The organism is Oscillospiraceae bacterium MB24-C1 (genome assembly GCA_030913685.1).
Taxonomy (GTDB): domain Bacteria; phylum Bacillota; class Clostridia; order Oscillospirales; family Ruminococcaceae; genus Yanshouia.
The window spans coordinates 2712181-2735301 of sequence record CP133187.1; the positions used below are offsets into that span (position 1 = coordinate 2712181).

Genomic DNA, 23121 nt, shown 5'->3' on the forward strand with positions numbered 1-23121 from the left:
GACCCAAGCGCAAAAACTGCCGCAACAGAATGTGAACTCTTGCGGCGGCGCATAATGGGGCGAAGCTTGTCTCTATGTGCGTATACTTAAAGTTATTAATGAGGTCTAATAACCTATAAGTATATGACAAAATCCTTTTAAGTAAGTTTTTTGATTAACTGATATTCAAAGTTTGTGGTGTGAGGGGCAAAGCCCCTAGCCTTACCACTTAAAAGCGATAAGCATTTGCTCTATGTATTTGTCCAATTAATAATCAAGGGCCCGGCTATTAATGCCGGGCCCAATTCTCTGTGCGGTTTTAAGTCTTGGTTTGGCTTGGTTTGGCTAAAATGCGTTGTCGTTTTGTTTGCGGCGGCCATGCCTATTTCTGGGTTAGGCATTTGAAGCGACGGGTGACAATCTTAATAAATTCGCCCAGCGTGCCGGTCTGCTCGGCGTGCTGTGGCAGAATGACGCCAAATTGCAACAGCTCACAGCTGCCTTCAACCGGAACCGAAACAACGTTATACTTTGAGCTTTGTGCATCGAAGGCCTGTATGCCGATGGTATAAAAATTGCTGTTAGAAATCAGGTGTAACAGTGCGGAACGCCCGGCTACATAAACGATTTTAGGTGAGGAGTTGAGGTCGAACTGAAGACTTTCGGTTGCTACGTGGTAGATAAAATCCTCATACTGGTCGATATAGCGAACAAAGCCGTAGTTGCGCAGCGCGTTGAGCGTCACTTTTTCGCCACGTTTGATCAGTTCGTGCTTGCCCGAAACACAGATGTGCGGACAGAGATTCACCAGCGAAATAAAGGTCAACTCCTTTTTTCGGAACAGCTTCATCAAATCTTCACTTTGTTCGCTGGCAAAGTGGATCACCCCGACATCAGCTGCACCCGACTCAACGTCGCCGATGACATCGATGGTACTTCCTTCATTTAGCTTGTACGAAAAGCTTTCAAGGCTTTCGTGGTTTTTGCATAGCTCAATAAAGCTTTCCATCGTGTGAGAAAACTTGGTCATAGATATACTAATGGTATCGGCGTGACGTTTGGGTTTTTTGGCAATCTGCTTTAAACCTTCCATTTCTTGCATGATGGCGTTGGAATGCTTCAAAAAACGCGCGCCGGATGTCGTAAGAACCACACCCTGTTTGGTGCGTAAAAACAGCTCAAATCCAACATCATCCTCAATATCCTTGATGATATGGCTTAAATGGGGCTGCGATATGTATAAGGCCTGAGCGGCTTTATTAATGGAGCCGTATTTTGCGACTGCCACAAAATATTCTAAATGTTTAAGATTCATGTTCTGCCTCCCGATGCTTTATCATGCGATGCGACGAAACGATCCTTATTTAATTATGCATACTTTTGCACGAAAATCATCAAAAATTTTTTCCTTTTAAGATATTTTGTTAAACCTGTTGCAAAGAAAAACAAAATACAGGTGACTATTAATATACACTAAAAGGTATATCGGATATAAGGAACACGTATTGGCAAAAAAATGATCAAGCATATAAAATATGAAAGGTGGACAAACACTTTGTTATAATTATAACTTTTCTTTAAACACAAGGAGATAATTAAATGATACAGCAGGTACTCGACGAGGCAGTGGCATACGCTGCTCGCTTTACACATTTGGGCAAATCGGCGGGTTACATCCCGGAGCTGGCAAAGACAGATCCGGCGCAGCTGGGTGCATGCATCGTCACTGTGGACGGCACGCACTATCATGCGGGGGACTGGAACCAGCCCTTCACCATCCAGAGCATCTCAAAGACCATCTCGCTGATTCTCGCGCTACAAACCGCAGGGACGGACCGCGTTTTTTCAAAGGTGGGCGCAGAACCCACCGGAGATGCTTTTAACTCGATCAGCAAACTGGAGGCAAGGGAAGGCCGACCGCTAAACCCGATGATAAATGCCGGTGCCATCGCGGTGATGAGTTGCATTGCAAAAGAGGACTGCTGGCCGCAGCTTTTAGCTCTGACGCGTAAACTTTGCAGGCGCGACAGCATTGATATTGATCAGGCGGTATATCGTTCAGAAAGCGCCACCGGTATGCGCAACCGGTCTCTGGCTTATTTTATGCAAAGTGCGCATTTGATTGATGGTGACGTTGAAGCAGCGCTTGATGTTTACTTTAAAATGTGTTCGCTGCGTGTGACAACCGAAGATCTAGCCAACTACGGCATGATTCTGGCAAACGGCGGCATCGACCCTGACACCGGCGAATGCCTTGTGGAAAACGACATTCTGCGTATTGTCAAAACACTGATGGTTACTTGTGGGCTTTACGACGGCTCGGGCGAGTTTGCTGTCAATGTTGGCCTCCCGTCAAAAAGTGGCGTGGGCGGCGGTATCGTTTCGGCGGCAGAGGGCAAAATGGGCATCGGTGTCTTTGGCCCCGGCCTCGATTCAAAGGGCAACAGCATCGGTGGGTGCCGGATGCTCGAGTACATTTCCAAGCATTTGAACCTGCACTATTTTGCGGACCACCCTTTGCAAAGCGCTACTTCCAATAAGCGGTGAGCAGCCAGATATCCCACGTAAAAATACAAACTATTTTTACAAAAGGGTTGACATCTATAACGACAACTGATAATATATATCAGTACAACAAAGCAGAACATGCAATGTTCTCACCTGTGCGTGACAGATACGTACATGGTCAATAGCAACCACCGCAGCTTTAAAGCTGTTTTTGTTGTCATTGATTGGGTGTAGAACAACTGCGTTCTGCACCCACTTTTTTTTAGGTAACGGAGGTGCTTGAACATTAGCGTTAAGGAACTACTCATAAATGAGGATATCAAGGATAAAGAAGTTAGAGTGATCGGCGTAGATGGGGAACAGCTGGGCATTATGGATACCCGTGAGGCACAGCGGCTTTCTGTTGAGCAAAATCTTGATCTGGTGAAGATTGCCTCACAGGCCACGCCGCCGGTTTGCCGCATTATGGACTACGGCAAATACCGTTTCGAGCAGGCCAAAAGAGAAAAGGAAGCCCGTAAAAACCAAAAGATCATTGAAACAAAAGAAATCCGCCTTTCGCTTAATATTGATATCGGGGATTTCAACACGAAGGTTAAACAGGCGACCAAGTTCCTTGCCGAGGGCAACAAGCTGAAGGTTTCCATTCGTTTTCGTGGACGCGAAATGGCGCATCCCGAAATTGGGCACGAAGTCATGTCGCGTTTTGCGAAGGCCATTGTCGATTGCGGCAATGTGGAAAGGGCCTCCAAGCTTGAGGGACGACACATGCTGATGTTTGTAGCCCCAAAACAACCTGCGAAGTAAAATTATTTGGGAGGAAATATAAGATGCCGAAGATCAAGACCCATTCGGGCGCAAAAAAGCGTTTTAAGCTTACCAAAAACGGAAAGGTCAAGCGTGCATGCGCCAACAAGCGCCACATTCTGACCAAAAAGCCCACCAAGCGCACCCGCAGACTGCGCCAGGGCGCTATGACTGATGTGACCAACGTCAAGGCTGTCAAGCTTCTGATTCCTTATATGTAAACCACTACAACAATTACAACCCAACGGAGGTATAAAATATGGCTCGTGTTAAGGGCGCTACGATGACAAAAAAGCGCAGAAAAAAGGTATTAAAGCTTGCTAAGGGCTATTTTGGTGGCAAGAGCAGACTGTTTAAAACCGCAAAACAGGCGGTTATGAAGTCCGGCAGATATGCATACATCGGCAGAAAGCAGAAGAAGAGAAACTTCCGCCAGCTGTGGATTACCCGTATCTCGGCTGCCTGCCGCATGAATGACATGAACTACTCCACCTTCATGAACGGACTGAAAAAGGCCGGCATTGAGCTCAACCGCAAGATGCTTTCTGAGATCGCTATTGCAGATCCGGCTGCGTTCACCTCCCTTGTCGAAAAGGCAAAGGCTGCCCGTTAATCAGAACCCTAAAAACGTCCGGCTGATTATCAGACCGGACGTTTGTGCTAGGAATACATTGGATAAAATGACCATAGAGGCAGCCGGGTATATTTGACATCATAGTAAGCACGCTTTAAAATGCATCTTGAGCGGGCTTGTCTACGCGACCTTATGCGCCCGCTGTTTTTAGCGCAGATGCGCGTTTTTCGACGCTATTTTCATGGAGGCGCCATGTTGGAAATCACCTCTAAAGATAATTCTAGAATCAAAGAATTCAGAAAGCTTTGCACCAGCCGGAAGTACCGTTTGCAATCGCAACGGTTCGCTCTGGAGGGCGTAAGGCTTGTACGTGATTCTCTGCAAAGCGGTGTCGAACTACTGACGCTGATGGTGACGAATGTCGGCATGCAGCGGCTGGGCGACGATTTTGACAGGCTGGCGATCAAGGCGCGCGAAACCTTGCTGATTTCCGACCCATTGGCGGCTACCCTTGCCGAAACCGAATCGCCGCAAGGGGTGTTTGCCATCTGCGAGGGTCGGCTGTTTTTGCCGGGGCTGCCGCAAGCCGCGTCAAATGGCGCGCTGCTACTTTGCTCGCTTCAGGACCCTGGCAACGTCGGGACGATTCTGCGTTCTGCCGATGCTTTTGGTCTCTCTGCCGTTGTGATGACCGCCGACTGCCCTGATCCCGCGGCACCTAAAGTTTTGCGTGCATCGATGGGCGCCGCGCTGCGCGTAGCCATTTACTGCGCGGACAGCGCCGAGATCGCCGTAGATGCCCTGCGCCAAAGCGGCATAGCGGTTTATGCCGCTGCATTGGATAGCGAAAGTGTCCCGGTGGACGCCGTATCGCTTGAGAATGCCGCTGTCGCCATCGGCAACGAGGGTGCAGGACTGACCCCGCAGGTGCAGGCCGCCTGTACGGGACGGGTGATCCTGCCTATTTCTGAACAGAGCGAATCGCTTAATGCCGCAATGGCGGCCACTGTTTTTGCGTGGGAGCTGTCGCGCTGCGCACGAGGTGCGAAAGGAGCGTTGATCTGATGACCTATAAGCATCATGCGCGGGAATGGCTGTGGATGCAACAGACCTTCGGCATCGGGACAACCCGCGCGCACGAGGTACTGACGCGTTACGGCTCGGTGACCGAGCTGCTGGCGCTTTCAAAATCGCGCATCGTCTCAGACAGATTCTTTACCGATACCGAAAAATCCGCCCTGATAACACCTTGCTTTGCCGAGGCGGAACGGATTTTATCGGCCACCGAGGTATTCGGGGCAGCCGTGTTGACTCCCGACTCCCCCGAATACCCCGAGGGCTTTAAGCATATTCATTCGATGCCGCTGGTTTTATACGCGCTTGGCGATATTTCGTTGTTGCGCGACCATTATCTAATTTCAATGGTTGGAACGCGTTCGCCTGATGAATATGGTATTGCTGTGGCGAAAAAACTAAGCGGAGAAATTGCTTCTCTCGGCGGTGTTGTTGTCAGCGGCATGGCGCACGGCATCGATGCTGTCTGCCACCGTTCTGCGCTGGAAGCAGGCGGCAAGACCATCGCGTTTATCGCGGCAGGGCTGGATATTGACTACCCCAAGCGCAATCGCGCGCTGCGTGGTTTGGTCGAGCGTGCGCAAAACGGACTGGTGCTCACCGAATACCCGTTGGAGACGCCGGCCTTTGCCTCACATTTTCCGCTGCGCAACCGGCTGATTTCGGGCGCGTCGATGGCGACGGTTGTTATACAGAGCAAGCGAAGAAGCGGCACTATGCTCACGGCTGGGCATGCGCTCATACAAAACCGCGACCTTTATGCGGTGCCGGGCAGCATTTTTTCGCCTCTTTCCGAAGGGGGCAACTACCTGCTGTCGCAGGGGGCGGAACCGGCACTTTCGGGTGCTGACATCCTGCTGCGGTATGTTTCAATTTATGGCTATGTGCTGACGCCGCCGCCGGCACGGCAGACCTCGTTGTTTTCGGACAATGCACCAAAGTTGCCAAAGCCCCCGCGGCCGCAAAGGGCGAGATGCGGCGAAAAAAAGGACGAGGTCAAGCTGCCGGATTATCTAACCACGCAGCAGATTGCGGTGATAAACTGCCTTGAAAACGGCCCCGCGGCAATAGAAATGCTTTGCGAGGCACTCGCCCTGCCGGCGGGGACGATATTGACGCTCATTACCGGCCTCGAGATTTTTGGTTTAGTCAAAATGCTACCGGGACGAAAGGTAATGAGTTGCATATCATAAAGTAAAATTCTTTGAAAGACGAAATTGAGGAACATGTGTATGTCTAATCTGGTTATCGTAGAGTCGCCTGCCAAGGCTAAAACGATTCAAAAATATCTGGGCAAGGACTATTCGGTCATTGCCTCAATGGGGCATGTCCGTGATTTGCCCAAGTCGAAGCTTGGCGTGGATGTTGAAAATGGCTTTGAGCCGCAGTATCAGGAGATCAAGGGTAAGGAATCGCTGGTGTCAGAATTAAAAGCGGCGGCAAAAAAAGCCGACGCTGTTTATCTCGCAACTGACCCTGACCGCGAGGGCGAGGCGATTTCGTGGCACCTTGCGCAGATGCTCGGGTTACCTCTGAGCGAGAAAAACCGCGTTACCTTTAATGAAATTACCAAGACCGGCATCAAAGGCGGTATGGATACCCCGCGCGAAATCAATCAGAGCCTTGTTGACGCGCAGCAGGCGCGCCGCATCTTAGACCGAATCGTCGGTTACAAGCTTTCGCCGTTTTTGTGGAAGAAAGTGCGCCGCGGGCTTTCCGCGGGGCGTGTGCAGTCGGTGGCGGTTCGGCTGATTGTCGACCGCGAAGAGCAGATTCGCGCCTTTGTTGCCGAGGAATATTGGACGGTGGATGCCAAGCTCTCTGCCCATTCCGCTAAAAAGGGCTTTGATGTTCGGCTGGCGCTTAAAGATGGCGGAAAAATTGAACTGCACGACGAAGCCGCTGCGAATGCGGTTTTGGAGGATATCAAAAGCGCCACATGGCAAGTAACAAAGGTTAAAAAGAGCGTCCGGCGCCGTCTGCCTGCGCCGCCGTTCATTACGTCGACTCTGCAACAGGAGGCTTCGCGCAAGCTGGGCTTTCAGGCGCGCCGCACCATGAAAGTGGCCCAGGAGCTGTACGAGGGTATTGAGCTCGAGGGTCACGGCGCGGTCGGTCTGATCACCTACATGAGAACCGACTCGCTGCGCATCTCAGAAGAAGCGCAGCAGGCTGCTGAGGACTACATTAAGTCCCATTATTCCAAAGAATATCTGCCCACCACCCGCCGGGTGTATAAGACTAAGAACAACGCACAGGACGCGCACGAGGCCATTCGTCCTTCGATGCCTGAAATTACGCCCGAGGAGGCCAAAAAGAGTCTGACCGCCGAGCAGTATAAGCTTTATAAGCTCATCTGGGAGCGCTTTATCGCCAGCCAGATGGCCAACGCCATGTTGGACACCATGTCAGTGGATATTTCAGCTGCGGACTACACCTTTAAGGCGTCGGGCTATGCGATTAAATTTGACGGCTTCACCGCGCTGTATGAAGAAAGCCGTGACGAAGAAAACGAAAAATCCACTGCACTGCCGCCTCTTGCCGAAGGCGATGTGCTCGCCATGCAAAAGGTGGACGCCAACCAGCATTTCACCCAGCCGCCTGCACGCTTTTCTGAGGCGTCGCTGATTAAGGCGCTTGAAGAAAACGGCATCGGTCGTCCGTCGACCTATGCGCCGACCATTTCCACCGTCATCGACCGTGGCTATGTCGAGCGCAATGCCAAAACGTTGATTCCCACCCCGCTGGGCGAGACGGTCACGGGGCTTTTGCGCGAACAGTTTAAGCACATCGTCGACGTCAAATTTACTGCGGGGATGGAAGGTAACCTTGACCGTGTGGAAAGTGGCGAGGACGACTGGGTCAAAACCCTAGACGTGTTTTATAACGATTTTGACACCACACTGAAAACTGCCGAAAAACAGATGGAGGGCATCCGCGTCAAGGTTCCGGACGAAGAAACCGAAGAGGTTTGTGAGCTTTGCGGACGCAAGATGGTAATTAAATCCGGGCGTTTCGGCAAGTTTTTGGCTTGCCCGGGCTATCCGGAGTGCAAAAATACCAAGAAAATTGTTCAGAAGACCGGCGGCTTTTGCCCCAAGTGCGGTGGTGAGATGCTGACCAAAAAGTCCAAGAAGGGTCGCAGCTTCTTTGGGTGTGCAAACTTCCCGAACTGCGACTTTATGACCTGGGATAAGCCGCTGCCCGATAAATGCCCCAGTTGCGGCGCTTCGCTCTTTAAAAAAGCCGGCCGCAACGGCGGCATCGTCTGCCACAAGGAAGGCTGCGATTATGAGCGCGCTGCCGACAAGACGGAGAAGGCGGAATGAGTGTTGCGGTAATTGGCGCTGGGCTGGCGGGCTGCGAGGCAGCTTGGGCGTTGGCACAGCGCGGCATCGCAGTGACGCTATATGAAATGAAGCCGCAGAAATTTTCTCCGGCGCATCATAACAGCGGCTTTGCCGAGCTGGTTTGCTCAAACTCGCTTAAAGCCGCGCGGCTGGAATCGGCCGCTGGGCTGCTCAAAGCTGAGATGCGTAAAATGGGCTCGCTCATTCTCGCGTGTGCCGACCAATGTGCGGTCCCTGCGGGCGGCGCGCTGGCGGTGGACCGTGACATTTTCTCCGCGCTTGTCACCGAAAAAATTCGCGCACATCCACTGATTACGGTGATAGAAGGCGAAGTGACAAGCCTGCCGGGAACGGGCGCCGTCATCGTGGCGACGGGGCCGCTGACCTCCGACGCGCTCAGCGATGCCATCGCCCAAAAAACAGGTGCCGAGCGTCTGAGCTTTTATGACGCAGCCGCACCCATCGTTGAGTTTTCTTCAATAGATATGACCAAGGCGTTTTTTGCCGCGCGTTACGGTCGTGGCGAGGACGACTATATCAACTGCCCGATGAATAAAGTGCAGTATGAGACCTTTTTAGAAGCGCTGACAAAGGCTGAGCGCGCCGAACTGCACAGCTTTGAAAAGCTGGCGGTCTACGAAGGCTGTATGCCGGTCGAGGTGCTGGCCTCACGCGGTAAAGACGCCATCCGCTATGGCCCGATGAAGCCGGTGGGGCTCACCGACCCCGCAACCGGCCACCGCCCATGGGCGGTGGTGCAGCTTCGGGCAGAAAACCGCGAAGGCACGCTCTATAACCTCGTCGGCTTTCAGACTAACTTAAAATTTGGTGAACAAAAGCGGGTTTTCTCGCTGATTCCGGGTTTGGAGAACGCAGTTTTTGCACGCTACGGCGTCATGCATCGCAATACCTTTATCGACTCCCCCCGTCTGCTGGATATACAGCTTCGGTTGCTTGCCGAGCCGCGCCTGCGCTTCGCCGGGCAGATCACCGGCGTGGAGGGCTATATCGAATCGGCAGCCAGCGGCATCTGGGCGGGTATTTCGCTGGCAAGAGAGATTAATGGGCAGACGTTGTTTACGTTGCCCCGCGTCTCAATGCTGGGCGCGCTGCTTTGTTACATCACCGACAGCACCGTCAAGCACTTCCAGCCGATGGGCAGCAATATGGGGATTTTGCCACCGTTGGAGGAAAAAATCAGAGACAAGCAGGCGCGTTATCTCGCTTTGGCAGAGCGCTCGATGCAAGCGCTTGAAACCACGACATTTTAAGCTATCATAAGGGGAGGGCTTTGCATGAACATTGTTATCGACGGCTTTGGCGGAGATCACGCGCCGCTCGAGCCACTGCGCGGTGCGGCCGCCGCGGTTGCCGAACTGGGCGTATCGGTCACGGTGACCGGCGATGAAGCCAAACTGCACGAATGTGCCAAATCGAACAATATTTCTTTAAATAATATCACCTTTGTCCATGCGCCCACCGTCATCCCGGTGGACGAGGAGCCGACAAAGATTTTAAAAGCTTATGCCGACTGCTCGTTGGCTGTCGCGCTGGGGCTTGTCGCCCAGGGCAAGGCTGATGCGGTTGTTTCGGCGGGGTCGACCGGTGCGCTGCTAGCGGGGGCCACCTTCATCGTCAAGCGTGCCAAGGGCGTCAAGCGCCCCGCTATCGGCACGCTTGTTCCAACGGCTGGCGGCAAGTTCTATTTGCTGGTGGATGCAGGCGCTAACCACGACTGCCGCCCCGAGATGCTTTGCCAGTTTGCGGTGATGGGTACAGCCTATTACGAGAAGATCATGGGCGCTGCATCCCCTCGCGTGGGGCTCATCAATATCGGTACCGAAGAACACAAGGGCACCGAGCTGCAGCAGCAGACCTACGCGATGCTCAAAACAGCAGATGCGCTTAACTTTGTTGGCAATGTTGAGGCGCGCGATTTGCCCAATGACGGCTGCGAAGTTGCGGTGTGCGACGGTTTTACCGGCAATGTCATCTTAAAACTAACCGAGGGTTTTGCAACCTTTTTTGGCAGCGTGTTAAAAGGCATATTCATGGCGAACGTCGCCACCAAGCTCGGTGCGCTGCTTGTTTCCAAACAGATACGCGTATTCAAACGCTCGATGGATTATAAAGAATATGGCGGCGCGCCGATTCTGGGCACCGCCAAACCGGTGATCAAAGCGCATGGCAGCTCGGACGCCAAGGCATTTAAAAACGCCATACGTCAGGCGAAGTTCTGTGTCGAGCGCGACGTTTGCCAGAGCATTGAGCAGGGCGTTGCCCGTTTAAAAGGCGAGGGGAAGGAATAAACCATGGAGCAGCTCCAAAAGGTTATTGGCTATCATTTTAAAGAACTGAATTTTCTGAAAATAGCGCTCACCCATTCTTCCTACGCCAACGAGAGCCGCCATGCTTCGGCAAACAACGAGCGGCAGGAGTTTTTGGGCGATGCGGTGTTGTCGCTGATTGTCGCAGACTATATCTTCCGCCACCGCAAGGTGCCGGAGGGTGAGTTGACTAAAATCCGTGCGTCGCTGGTGTGTGAGGCAGCGCTGGCCGGTTTTGCCCAGCAGATTGAGTTGGGCAAATACCTGTTGCTGGGGCGTGGCGAAGAGCACAACGGTGGGCGCACACGTCCCTCTATTCTGGCGGACGCCTTCGAGGCGCTGATTGCCGCAATCTATCTCGACGGCGGTATGAATGCTGCGCGCGATTTTGTTTTGCCGTTTATTTCCGATGCGGTTGAGCACGCGGCGGGTACCGATCTGCACGATTACAAGACCCAGCTTCAGGAGATTATCCAAAAAAACCCTGAAGAGCGCGTGGCCTATATTTTGGTCGATGAGCGCGGACCCGATCACGACAAGTGGTTTTCGGTGCAGGTGCACTTAAACTCCAACGTCATCGGCTCGGGCGAGGGCAAAAGCAAAAAGATCGCCGAACAACAAGCGGCAAAAGAGGCGCTGTTGCTCATGGGCATCAAACTATGAGTAATAAGCACGGCAATCTCGCTGTGTTTGTGCCGCATATCGGTTGCCCGCACCGGTGCAGCTTCTGCGACCAGCGCATCATTTCGGGCGCTCAAAATGCGCCCACCCCGCAAGACGTGACGGCGCTTTGCGAATCGGCGCTGGCGCGAAATACCGGCAGAGATTTAGAGCTGGCGTTTTTCGGTGGCAGCTTTACGGCAATTGACCGCGATTATATCTGCGCGCTGCTGGAAGCGGCCGGTGCGTTTGTCGGCAAGGGGATTTGTGGCATCCGCCTTTCTACCCGTCCCGATGCGGTGGGGGAAGAAGTGCTTTCACTGCTTAAAACCTACCCTGTCACCGCGATTGAGCTTGGCGCACAGTCGATGAACGACGCGGTGCTGCTCAGGAACGAGCGGGGGCACACGGCGCAGGATGTCGTCGACGCGTCGGCACGCATCCGTCGCTTTGGGTTTGAACTGGGATTGCAAATGATGATCGGCTTAGACGGTGAAACTGAGCAGGATTCTTATGGCACCGCCCAAAAACTGATGGCTTGTTACCCCGACACGGTGCGCATCTACCCCGCATTGGTACTCAAAGGTACCGAACTAGCCAAACGGCTGGCGGTGGGGGCATACCGTCCGCTGACCCTTGAGGAGGGCATACAGCGCACCGCGCGCGTGATGGAGCTGTTTGAGAAAGAGAACTCAGACATCCGCATCATCCGCGTAGGGCTGCACCCCTCAACAGAACTGGAGCAAAAACTGGTGGCGGGGCCGTATCATCCCGCTTTCCGAGAGCTGTGCGAAAGCCGATTGATGCTCGGTCGACTACTCAAGGCGCTAGAAGGTGTCCCCACGGGCAACATTACCGTTGGTGTACATCCGCAGGACATTTCACGTATGACAGGGCAGCGCCGGTGCAACCTTATTGCGCTTGCCGAACGCGGCTATATTGCGCGGGTGATACCGGAAGAAACGGTAACCCGGCTGCGCCCGGAACTTTTATGACTGGTATTAAGATATTCCACGTTTTCAAACTTGCAGGAAGGAAGGTGCTGCTTTGCGACTGAAATCACTCGACATTCAGGGGTTTAAGTCCTTTGCCGACCGCACAACGCTTGATTTTAATGACGGCATCACTGCCGTTATCGGGCCCAACGGCTCGGGCAAAAGCAATATTGCGGATGCGGTGCGCTGGGTTTTGGGTGAGCAGTCCACCCGTACACTGCGCGGCGGCAAGATGGAGGATGTCATCTTTGGCGGCACGCAGGCGCGTAAGGCGCAGGGCGTCGCTTCGGTCACCTTAAATATTGACAATACCGACCGCGCCATGGTGGGCATGGATTGCGATGAGGTCGCCATCACCCGTAGGCTCTATCGCTCGGGCGACAGCGAGTATCGCATTAACGGCGCGCAGGTGCGTTTAAAAGATATCAACGAGCTGTTTATGGATACCGGTTTGGGGCGCGACGGCTATTCGATCATCGGACAGGGCCGCGTTGCTGAGATCGTGTCGGCACGTTCCAAAGAACGCCGCGAGATTTTTGAGGAAGCCGCTGGTATCTCGAAGTTTCGTTACCGAAAAACCGAGGCAGAACGCCGCCTGGCACTGGCCGAGGAGAACTTGTTGCGCCTGCGCGACATTCTCGCCGAGCTGGACGGGCGTTTAGCGCCTTTAAAGCAACAGTCTGAAAAGGCGCAGAAGTTTTTAGAACTGGCCGGTGAAAAAAAGCAGCTCGAAGTTTCGGTGTGGATGCACACATTGGCTCAATTGAGCACCAAGGCGGCTGTACTTGAAGACAAGCTGCTGCTGGCACAGGCTGATTTTGATGCGGCTGACAGCGCCGTCACCGGCTTTGAGCAGGAATTTGCCGAAGAGATGGAGCGGGGCCGTGCGCTGATGGTTGCGATTGAGACGCAGCGCAATGAAATCAACCGCCATACTGAACTGGCCGCGTCGTTTGAATCGCAGTCGGCGGTGCTTCAAAACGATATTAGCCACCACGAGCGGTCGATTGCCGAAATAGAAGCGCAGATTGCACAGGCTGGGCGCTCGCAGAGTGAAATTGAGGCCGGACTTGAGGCTGCGCGACAGGCGCTTTCACAGCGACAGCAGGCGTTGCAAGAGCTGGTGGCGCAGAAAGAAGCACTTCTACAGCAGCTCAATGCATTGGCGGTGGAGCAGCAAAACTGCACCACCGAGCTGAATGTGATGAGAACCCGCCGTGCGGGCGCGTTTGAGGCGATTGAGAGTGCCCGGCTCGATTCCGCCGCAGCCGCCACGCTTTTAGGCGAAAGCGCAGAGCGCATCGCAGCTATATCTCAGGCGCAAGCTGCCCGGGAGCAGGCGGTGGTCGACGCACAAAATGAGAAGCATGAGTGCGAACAGCTGCTGACGGCAATAGAAGAATCACTCGTCTCGCTGGATAATGAGGCGAAGGGTTATCTGCTAAAGCAGGGCAACCGCAGGCAGAAGGTGGAGGAGCTGGACAAGCAGCTCAATGATCTTAGGCAGAAAATAGGCGAACGCCGTTCACGCGCGCGCTTGCTTTCCGACATGGATAAGAATATGGAGGGCTTTGGCCAATCCATTAAATACATCATGAATCAGGCGCGTGCCGGGGCCGTCAAGGGGCTGCATGGGCCGGTATCGTCTCTCATTGGCGTCACCGATGAACACACCGTCGCAATTGAAACTGCGCTTGGCGGCGCGATGCAGAACATTGTCACCGACAGCGAGGAAACTGGTAAGCGAGCCATCGGGCTGTTGAAATCCGCTAAGTCGGGTCGTGCGACCTTCTTGCCGCTGACGTCGGTTCGGGGCAACCGCCTCGATCTGCGCGGCGTCGACACCATGTACGGCTTTGTTGGTCTGGCGTGTGATTTAATCCGGTATGACAAACGATATGATGGTGTGATGACCTCGCTGCTTGGGCGCGTTGTGGTGGCAGAGGATTTGGACGCCGCCGTCACCATCGCCAAAAAACACGGCTACCGTTTCCGCATTGTCACGCTCGATGGACAGGTTGTCAACGCGGGCGGTGCCATGACCGGTGGCTACACTGTCAAATCGGCGGGCATTCTGGGACGTCAGGGCGAAATTGACCGACTAAATCAGCAGTGTGAAACGCTGGAAGCGCAGGGCAAGGCTCTCGCGGAGCGGCGCGAGGCCGCAGCAGTTGAACTGGCTGCTGTCGAAGCCGAACTGGCCGCCATTGCCGCCCGGCGCAGAACCTGCGAGGAGGATAAAGTCCGCGGCACAGCCGAGCTTTCTGCCGCTGTAATCCGCTTAAAAGAGGCTGAACGTCAGGTGCGCGAAACCGCCGCCGAGCGCGAGGCGTTAACTTTACGTATCGAAGAGATGAAGCAGAAAAGCGGCAGCGCCAAGACGCTGACCGAAACGCTTTCTACCGAGTTGGAGCAGCTTCAAAGCGATATTGCCAAAGTGAGTGCGCGCAGCGCAGAACTCAACACGCAACGCGACGCACTGCTGGGCGCACAAAATGAAAACGCCACCCAAACGGCGCTGTGTGAGCGCGACATCGCCGCATCAAATGAAGAAATCAACCGCTTGACCGAGCAGGTCGGTGCAACCCGCGCATTAAGCGGCGAGAATACACAAAAAATTACGCAGTTGCGCACACAGATTGAAGAAGCCCACGCGCAGATCGAAGCGCTTTCACAAAAGCTGGAAGCTGGCCGTACACACGCGCAGCAGGCGCAGGCATTGGTGGCACAGACCATGCGAGAGCGGGAAGAAAGCGAACGCCGCTGCGCCGAACTGCGGGCTAAAGAGCGCGAAGAAAGCGCCAGACGCGACGGGCTTTACCGCGAGGTTGTCCGTCTGGGCGAACAACAAAATGCCGTTCGGGGCGAGCGCGATACCCTTGTGGCAAAGCTGTATGACGAATACGAGCTGACCCAGTCCGCCGCTGAGGACATTGCCGAACGGATTGAGGACATCGCCGCCGCGAACCGCCGACTCTCCGAACTGCGTAGTAAAATCAAGGCGCTGGGCTCGGTGAACGTCGACGCCATCGAGGAATATAAAGAAGTGTCCGCCCGCCATGGCGAACTGTCCCGACAGCTTTCCGACGTCGAGCGGTCAAAGACCGAGTTGGGCAAGCTAATCACCGAGCTCACCAGTCAGATGTGCGAGATTTTCACCGAAAAGTTCGAGGCGATCAACCGCAATTTTGGCAAGACGTTTAGAGAATTGTTCGAGGGCGGCAGCGCGTCGCTGTCTCTCACCGATCCTAACGATGTGTTGGAAAGCGGCATTGAGATAACGGTGCATCCGCCGGGCAAGCTGATTAAGAACCTGGCTGCGCTCTCGGGCGGTGAGCAGGCGTTCGTGGCAATCGCTATTTTCTTCGCTATCTTAAAGGTCAACCCCTCGCCGTTTTGTCTGATGGACGAGATTGAGGCGGCACTCGACGACGTTAATGTCTCGCGTTTTGCCGCGTACTTACGCACCCTCACCGAAAAGACGCAGTTTATCACCATCACCCACCGCCGTGGCACGATGGAGGAAGCTGATGTGCTTTATGGCGTCACAATGCAGGAGGAGGGCGTTTCAAAGCTTTTGATGCTCAATGTTTCAGAAATTGAAAAGAGCTTTAATATCAAATAATTAAAGGAGGGGTTAAAATGGGCCTTTTTTCAAATATCAGCGCAGGGTTACGAAAAATTTCTTTTACCGCGCGCATCGATGACGAATATTTCGAGGAGCTTGAAGAACAGCTCATCATGGCGGATGTCGGGGTGCAGACCTCTGAACTAATCGTCTCAAAATTGCGTGAACGCGCAAAGAAAGAACGTCTGACCGAAGCTTCCGCACTGCGTCCGGTCATTAAAGAGGTTGTCCGCGGAATTTTGGACGTCAATTGCCCGGACAACATTACCGAGTCGCCGCGCGTGTTACTGATGATCGGCGTCAACGGCGTGGGCAAGACCACAAGCATCGGAAAATTAGCTGCACGCTATACTGCCGAAGGCAAAAAAGTGCTGTTAGCCGCGGCCGATACCTTCAGAGCGGCGGCAATCGAGCAGTTGACTATCTGGGGTGAGCGCACCGGGACGCCGGTTGTCGCCCATACGCAGGGCTCCGACCCCGCCGCCGTTGTGCACGACGCGCTGCAGGCAGGCAGTGCGCGCGGTGCCGACGTGATCATCTGTGATACCGCCGGGCGGCTGCACAACAAGCAAAACCTGATGGATGAGCTTTCTAAGATTCGCCGTGTTGTCGCCAAGGAGCTGCCTGATTGCGTGCCGGAGGTGCTGTTGGTGGTGGACGCCACGACGGGGCAGAATGCGCTTTCTCAGGCGCGGCGCTTTAAAGAGGCCGCCGGCGTCAACGGCATTATTCTGACCAAGCTTGACGGCACCGCCAAGGGTGGTGTGGTTATCGCCATTGCCAACGAGGTATCCGTGCCGGTGCGGTTTGTCGGCGTGGGTGAGGGGGTTAACGACCTCTATCCCTTTGACGCCACCGAGTTTGCCGAAGCGATTTTCGGTGACGCCGATGAGTAAAACACTTGTTGCCGCCACCCACAATATAGGCAAGTTGGCCGAGTTTGCCCGCATGCTAAAACCAAAGGGTGTCGACGTCATTTCGCCCGAGAACCCCGAGCTGGTCAAAAGCATTGTCGAAGATGGCGAAACCTTCGCCGACAACGCGCTGATAAAAGCACGTGCGGTGTTCGCTGCCACCGGTCTGCCCACCATGGCGGACGATTCTGGGCTTTGCATTGATGCACTCGATGGCCGCCCCGGCGTCTATTCGGCGCGGTATTTGGGTGAGGACACGCCCTACGCGATCAAAAATGCCACTATTATCAAAGAACTTGACGGTGTGCCGGATTCCAATCGCACTGCCCGCTTTGAATGCGCTATCGCGCTGGTCACAGCGCAGGGCGAGCATGTGTTCAAAGGCACTTTTGAGGGCAAAATAGGCTATAAGCCCAGCGGTGAGAATGGTTTTGGCTACGACCCCATTTTTTACGTCGGGGACGAGAGCAGTGCAGACATGTCCAACGCCGAAAAGGACGCGGTCAGCCACCGAGGCAAAGCGCTGCGCGCTATGCTGGCAGAAATAGATAAATTGTTGTAAGAATCGCCGCTATATTAAAGTTCTGATCAATATCGACTACACAGGCTAAAAAGTCTTATTCATTTAACAGATCATATAAACAAATCGGGCACTGCCTACTTCTAAGGAGAAAACATGGAGATAACATCCAAACAGCGCGCCAAGCTCAAAGGGCTGGCGCAGAATTTAGAAACGATTGCACAGTTCGGTAAAAACGAGCTGTCACCTGAACAAATCACGATGGTTGACCAGATGCTCACCAAGCGCGAGCTGATTAAATGCGCGGTACTTGAATCGTCGCCCTACACGGCGCGTGAATTAGCCGAGCTGCTGGCGCAGGAGACAAACGCCGTGTCAGTTCAGGCGATTGGGCGACGTTTTGTTCTGTATCGCCGCAACCCAAAGGACCCGGTCATTACGCTAGACTAAGCGTATCCATCACACACGGCAAAGAGGTAGATCAGCATGAGGGTAGGCATTTTTGGTGGAACTTTTAACCCCATTCACAATGGGCATCTCTCGCTTATCGCGCATCTTATCGAAGCGCTTGCGCTCGACGAGCTGTTGCTTATTCCAACGGCGGTACCACCGCATAAGGAAAGCGACTGCGTCGTCGACGCCGAGCATCGTCTAGCGATGTGCCGCCTTGCGGTGCAGGATAATCCCAAGGTTCAGGTGAGCGACATCGAAATTATGCGCGGCGGCAAAAGCTACACCGTTGATACACTGCGCTTGCTAAGCGTTGAGCGCCCCCAGGATGAGCTGATTCTGCTGGTGGGTAGCGATATGTTTTATACGGTCGGTGAGTGGCGCTGTGCCAACGAAATTATGCGGCTGGCCAAAATTGCCGCAATCCCGCGTGAAATGGGTGAGCATGAAAAGCTGCTGGCCCAGCGCGACCGGCTCAGTGCGGCGGGCGCGCAAGCTGAGGTGGTGGAGGTTGATCCGCTCATCGTCAGTTCCAGTGATTTACGCGCGCAGATGTGCGCTTCTGAAAATCTCCCGCCGCTTGTCGAACGCTACATCGTTCAAAATGGTCTCTATGGCCGAACGCAAAAGCTGCTGGTCGATCTCGACCAGCTCACCGTATGGTTGCGGGGCATGCTTTCGCGTGAGCGGTTCATCCATTCGCTCAATGTGGCTAGCGAGGCGCTACGTCTCGCCCAGACCTGGGACGAAAACGGTGATATGGCCTATTTGGCCGGCCTTCTCCACGATTGTTGCAAAGAGCGGACGAGGGAGGAAATGTTGAATCTTCTGGCAGGTTCTGATATAATTAAAGACCCGATATTTCTGCAAAGTTTGCCTATTTGGCATGGTTTTGCGGCAGCAATTTACATTCAGCGTGAATTATCGGTGCTAAACGCCCAAATAATAGATGCGGTAAGGTATCACACCACGGGACGTGGGGAGATGACACGCATCGAGGAGATTATCTATCTGGCGGATCTGATTTCTGCCGACAGAGAGTATCCGGGTGTTGAGGCGCTCAGAGCCAAGGCTCACCGCTCCATCGAAGCCGCGATGCTGGAGTCGTTGCAATTTTCGATTAAAAAACAGCTCGAAAATGGGGCGCCCGTGCTGACTGATACCCTAAACGCCTATAACCGTTATCTGCTGCAATTGGGGCAGGAGGGTTAAGGCTCGAAAGGGAGCTGTGTCGGTTGTCGCAAAAATCCAGGGTGTTGCTTTCGGTTTTAACTTGTGTGGGGCTTTTTGCCGCTTCGGCGCTGGTCACCTCGGCACTTATTGCACAGAGAAGGCGACAGGTTTCGCCGCTTGATCTGCGGCAGAATACGACGGTCTCCCGCCAGCCGCAGCTGGTGGTGGAGCCGGAACAGGACGTGGATTATTCCGCAGAGTTGCCTGTGCAGCTGAAAAACGACGAGCGTTATGGTCTGTTGCTTTGTGGCATAGACCACACCCGATCTCTGGCGGATGTGATTATTTATGCGCAGCTTGACCTGACCAACCGACGTGTTCAGGTGCTGCAAATTCCGCGTGACCTGTTTGTCGGCACGCAATATACCACAGGCAAGATCAATTCGGTCTGCCTGAACTTTAATACCGACGACCCGGCTAAAAATATCCGGAGCATCGTATCTTCCCAGCTTGGGTTAAAGGTTGACGGCACGGCCGTCATCACGCTGGCAGGGGTGCGGGCACTGGTCGATTCGGTGGGCGGCGTTACTGTCAATTTAGAACGCGCCATCGAGTTTTTGCCCGGGAAAACGATTCCCTCCGGCTCTCAGACGCTCTCGGGCGAACAGGCCGAATGGCTGCTGCGTTATCGCAAGGGCTACGAAATGGGGGACTTGGACCGGCTCAAGGTGCAAAAGCAGTTCATGCTGGCCGCCATGCAGTCGGTCAAAAATCTTGGCAAATTTCAGGCGCTTAAAATTGCGGCCAAGAATTTTGGCCACGTTAAGACGACGATACCGTTTTCTGAGATACGTTCGCTCATCGATGTCAGTATGGGGCTGTCAACCGACAGCATCACCATACAGACGTTGCCGGTTTACGGCGTGACCTATCACGGCTATTCCGTGCTTTGCATCAACCGGTTTAAGCTTGCTGAAATGCTCAATGCGAGCGTGCGTGCAGCAAATCCGGTCGACCCGTGGGCGCTGCAACTGGCTTATCCGCCCGAAGGAAGCGAGCAGCCGCCGTCTGACGCGCCCCCGCAGGAAGAAATCGACCCGCTGTTCGATTTTAGCTGGGATTATGAAGACCCATACAGCGAATATAATGATAATGACGCCGAAGGCGTTGTAATACGCAATAATAATTGAGGAGGTTTGTTAATGACAGCATTGGACAGGGCTAAAGAGGTTGCGCAGCTGATTGACACCAAAAAAGGGGACGATGTGCGGGTACTGCACATTGGCACACTAACCAGCATCGGTGATTATTTTGTCGTTGCCACCGGCAATTCGGTCACACAGGTCAAGGCGCTGGCGGATGCGGTGGACGAAAAGCTTTCGGCGCAGGGCCTTGAGCCCAGACGCATTGAGGGTTATAACTCTGCGTCGTGGATTTTAATGGACTACAACGATGTGATCATTCACATTTTTTTGAAAGAGGCAAGAGAATTTTACTCGTTGGAACGGCTTTGGGGGGATGCACCCGAGGTTGAATGGAATGAATAATTAGAACCTGAAACTCAAGAAACCTTCGCTGCGCCTTGGTAACGGAGGTGGAAGCCGCAACGGGCATTCATACCGCCCGCAGTGATCAGCGGCTAAATGCAACATTCGGCACATAAGCCGAGCAAAGCGAAGGAAGTTTAAATAAAACGGCAGAGATGTTGATTGGAGAGTGAGTCACCTTGAAGTACGATTTTAAGTCGATCGAAAGTAAGTGGCAGCGCATCTGGGATGAGAAAAAAGCGTTTGCAGCTCTTGAAGATTATTCTAAGCCCAAATTTTACGCGTTGGTGGAGTTTCCGTACCCTTCCGCACAAGGGTTGCATGTCGGGCATCCGCGCTCGTACACCGCGCTTGACATCATCTCGAGAAAGCGCAGAATGCAGGGCTACAACGTGCTCTACCCGATGGGCTGGGACGCATTCGGCCTTCCGACCGAAAACTTTGCGATAAAAAACCACATCCACCCCGAGATTGTAACCAAGCGCAACGTGGCAAATTTTAAGGCGCAGTTAAAGGCTTTGGGGCTTTCGTTTGACTGGGACCGCGAGGTTAACACCACCGACCCCGAATACTACAAGTGGACGCAATGGATATTCCTTCAGCTCTTCAAAAAGGGTCTCGCCTATAAAAAGGAGATGGCCGTCAACTGGTGCACCTCCTGCAAGGTGGTTCTGGCTAACGAAGAGGTCGTCAACGGCAGTTGTGAGCGTTGCCACGGCGAGGTCATCCACAAGGTTAAAAGCCAGTGGATGCTTAAGATCACCGAATATGCGCAGCGACTGATCGACGATCTTGACCTTGTCGACTACATAGACAGAGTCAAGGTTTCGCAGAAAAACTGGATCGGTCGTTCCACCGGTGCCGAGGTCGACTTTAAAACAACCGCCGGCGATGTGATGACCGTTTTCACCACCCGACCCGACACACTCTTCGGTGTGACCTACATGGTCATGAGCCCCGAGCATCCCTTTCTCAAAAAGTGGGAGGGCAACATCAAAAATCTCGACGCCGTTCACACCTACCAAGAAGAAGCGGCGCATAAATCCGATTTTGAGCGCAGCGAACTGGCCAAAGACAAGACTGGCGTACGCTTAGAGGGCGTTGCGGCAATCAACCCGGTGAACAACGCCGAAATTCCGATTTTTGTCTCGGATTACGTCCTCATGAGCTACGGTACCGGCGCGATCATGGCGGTTCCGGGGCACGACACCCGCGACTGGGAGTTTGCCAAGAAGTTTGACCTTCCCATCATCGAGGTCGTCAAGGGTGGCGACGTTGAAAAAGAAGCCTTTGTCGACTGCGCCACTGGCATTATGGTCAATTCCGGCATGCTCGACGGCCTGACCGTCGACGAGGCCAAGAATAAGATTGTTGAACATCTTTCTGAGGGTGGACTAGCACACGAGAAGGTGAATTATAAGCTGCGTGACTGGGTTTTTGCCCGCCAGCGCTACTGGGGTGAGCCAATTCCGATTGTCTGCTGCCCCCACTGTGGTTATGTGCCGCTCGACGAGAGCGAACTGCCGTTGCGTCTGCCGGAGGTTCAGTCCTACGAGCCGACCGAGGACGGCGAATCGCCGTTGGCACACCTTGAGAACTGGATCAACGTCAAGTGCCCCAAGTGCGGTGCACCTGCACGCCGCGAAACCGACACCATGCCCCAGTGGGCAGGTTCGTCGTGGTATTTCCTGCGCTATATCGCGCCCCGTTGCGATACCGCCATCGCCCCTAAGGAGGCGCTGGATTATTGGATGCCGGTCGACTGGTACAACGGCGGTATGGAGCACACGACGCTACATCTGCTCTACTCCCGCTTCTGGCACAAGTTTTTGTATGATATCGGGGTTGTTTCCACGCCTGAGCCTTACGCCAAGCGCACCAGCCACGGCATGATCTTAGGCGAGGATGGCGTCAAGATGAGCAAATCGCGCGGTAATGTCGTCAACCCTGACGACATTGTCAATGCCTGCGGTGCCGACACCATGCGTATGTATGAGATGTTCATGGGTGACTTTGAAAAAGCCGCGCCGTGGAAATCTTCTTCCATCAAGGGCTGCACCCGCTTCTTAGAGCGCGTGTGGGCGCTTCAGGATGTGCTGGTTGACGGCGAAGGCTACTCGAAAAACTTTGAAGGCGCGATGCACAAGACCATCCGCAAGGTGACCGAAGATATTGAGTCGCTGGCGTTCAACACCGCCATCGCCGCAATGATGACGCTTTTAAATGAAATTTCGGATAAAAAGCAGATTACCCGTGGCGAGTACAAAACGCTGCTGCTGCTTTTGAACCCCTTTGCACCGCATATGACCGAGGAACTGTGGGAAATCTGCAACTTCGGCGGTATGCTCTACCAACAGAGCTGGCCGACCTATGACGAAGCAAAATGCATCGACGAGACCGTCGAAATTGCAATTCAGATTTCCGGCAAGCTGCGCGGACGTGTCGAAATTCCAATGAATTGTGACAACGCTGAAGCGCTTGCGGCTGCCAAAGCTGTACCCGAGGTTGCCGCCGCTATCGCAGGCAAAACTATTGTCAAAGAAATTGTTGTGCCAAACAAGCTCGTGAATATTGTCGCAAAATAGACTGCATGGGTACTTGACACTATTGTGTAG

Annotated in this window: 20 protein-coding genes; 19 read left to right on the plus strand and 1 reads right to left on the minus strand. The window is 53.7% G+C overall.

What is annotated here, in order from left to right:
• Positions 1-361: 361 nt before the first annotated feature.
• The gene (locus RBH76_13010) at positions 362-1294 is read right to left on the minus strand and encodes a LysR family transcriptional regulator (GenBank protein WMJ83635.1); all 933 of its coding nucleotides are present in this window, start codon (positions 1292-1294) and stop codon (positions 362-364) included.
• A gap of 284 nt (positions 1295-1578) precedes the next feature.
• On the opposite strand from RBH76_13010, the gene glsA reads away from it, so the two are divergent.
• From glsA to leuS, 19 genes are all read left to right on the plus strand, one after another.
• A complete protein-coding gene (gene glsA, locus RBH76_13015; protein WMJ83636.1) occupies positions 1579-2526 on the plus strand; it encodes a glutaminase A in 948 nt (315 codons plus the stop codon).
• A gap of 240 nt (positions 2527-2766) precedes the next feature.
• Positions 2767-3294, plus strand: coding sequence for a translation initiation factor IF-3 (gene infC / locus RBH76_13020; protein WMJ83637.1), 528 nt, complete (start codon positions 2767-2769; stop codon positions 3292-3294).
• 23 nt (positions 3295-3317) lie between these two features.
• Positions 3318-3515, plus strand: coding sequence for a 50S ribosomal protein L35 (gene rpmI / locus RBH76_13025; GenBank protein ID WMJ83638.1), 198 nt, complete (start codon positions 3318-3320; stop codon positions 3513-3515).
• 38 nt (positions 3516-3553) lie between these two features.
• Positions 3554-3907, plus strand: coding sequence for a 50S ribosomal protein L20 (gene rplT / locus RBH76_13030; protein ID WMJ83639.1), 354 nt, complete (start codon positions 3554-3556; stop codon positions 3905-3907).
• 213 nt (positions 3908-4120) lie between these two features.
• Complete coding sequence (locus RBH76_13035; GenBank protein WMJ83640.1) at positions 4121-4933, plus strand: RNA methyltransferase; 813 nt, start codon at positions 4121-4123, stop codon at positions 4931-4933.
• Entirely contained in the window at positions 4933-6135 is a 1203-nt protein-coding gene (dprA, locus tag RBH76_13040; protein ID WMJ83641.1) for a DNA-processing protein DprA, read from the plus strand. The genes RBH76_13035 and dprA overlap by 1 nt, the downstream gene beginning before the upstream one ends.
• A gap of 39 nt (positions 6136-6174) precedes the next feature.
• A complete protein-coding gene (topA, locus tag RBH76_13045) occupies positions 6175-8271 on the plus strand; it encodes a type I DNA topoisomerase (GenBank protein WMJ83642.1) in 2097 nt (698 codons plus the stop codon).
• Positions 8268-9563, plus strand: a complete 1296-nt coding sequence (gene trmFO, locus RBH76_13050) for a methylenetetrahydrofolate--tRNA-(uracil(54)-C(5))-methyltransferase (FADH(2)-oxidizing) TrmFO (GenBank protein WMJ83643.1) — start codon at positions 8268-8270, stop codon at positions 9561-9563. The genes topA and trmFO overlap by 4 nt, the downstream gene beginning before the upstream one ends.
• A gap of 24 nt (positions 9564-9587) precedes the next feature.
• Entirely contained in the window at positions 9588-10601 is a 1014-nt protein-coding gene (gene plsX / locus RBH76_13055; GenBank protein WMJ83644.1) for a phosphate acyltransferase PlsX, read from the plus strand.
• 3 nt (positions 10602-10604) lie between these two features.
• Positions 10605-11282 carry a ribonuclease III gene (rnc, locus tag RBH76_13060; GenBank protein WMJ83645.1) on the plus strand — a complete coding sequence of 226 codons (678 nt, stop codon included), beginning with the start codon at positions 10605-10607 and terminating at the stop codon, positions 11280-11282.
• Entirely contained in the window at positions 11279-12274 is a 996-nt protein-coding gene (locus RBH76_13065; GenBank protein ID WMJ83646.1) for a radical SAM protein, read from the plus strand. Before rnc ends, RBH76_13065 begins: the two co-directional genes overlap by 4 nt.
• Before the next feature lie 52 nt (positions 12275-12326).
• Positions 12327-15899, plus strand: coding sequence for a chromosome segregation protein SMC (gene smc, locus RBH76_13070; GenBank protein ID WMJ83647.1), 3573 nt, complete (start codon positions 12327-12329; stop codon positions 15897-15899).
• Between the two features lie 17 nt (positions 15900-15916).
• Positions 15917-16798 (plus strand): signal recognition particle-docking protein FtsY, encoded by an 882-nt coding sequence (gene ftsY, locus RBH76_13075; protein WMJ83648.1) that lies wholly within the window; start codon positions 15917-15919, stop codon positions 16796-16798.
• Positions 16791-17378: an RdgB/HAM1 family non-canonical purine NTP pyrophosphatase gene (gene rdgB / locus RBH76_13080; GenBank protein WMJ83649.1), complete on the plus strand. Its 588-nt coding sequence runs from the start codon at positions 16791-16793 to the stop codon at positions 17376-17378. The genes ftsY and rdgB overlap by 8 nt, the downstream gene beginning before the upstream one ends.
• 114 nt (positions 17379-17492) lie before the next feature.
• Positions 17493-17786 carry a YhbY family RNA-binding protein gene (locus RBH76_13085; protein WMJ83650.1) on the plus strand — a complete coding sequence of 98 codons (294 nt, stop codon included), beginning with the start codon at positions 17493-17495 and terminating at the stop codon, positions 17784-17786.
• Positions 17787-17822: 36 nt separating this feature from the next.
• A complete protein-coding gene (gene nadD / locus RBH76_13090; protein WMJ83651.1) occupies positions 17823-18998 on the plus strand; it encodes a nicotinate-nucleotide adenylyltransferase in 1176 nt (391 codons plus the stop codon).
• Positions 18999-19021: 23 nt separating this feature from the next.
• Positions 19022-20149, plus strand: coding sequence for an LCP family protein (locus RBH76_13095; GenBank protein ID WMJ83652.1), 1128 nt, complete (start codon positions 19022-19024; stop codon positions 20147-20149).
• A 12-nt stretch (positions 20150-20161) separates the two neighbouring features.
• Positions 20162-20506 (plus strand): ribosome silencing factor, encoded by a 345-nt coding sequence (gene rsfS, locus RBH76_13100; GenBank protein ID WMJ83653.1) that lies wholly within the window; start codon positions 20162-20164, stop codon positions 20504-20506.
• A 179-nt stretch (positions 20507-20685) separates the two neighbouring features.
• Positions 20686-23091 (plus strand): leucine--tRNA ligase, encoded by a 2406-nt coding sequence (leuS, locus tag RBH76_13105; protein WMJ83654.1) that lies wholly within the window; start codon positions 20686-20688, stop codon positions 23089-23091.
• Positions 23092-23121 lie beyond the last annotated feature (30 nt).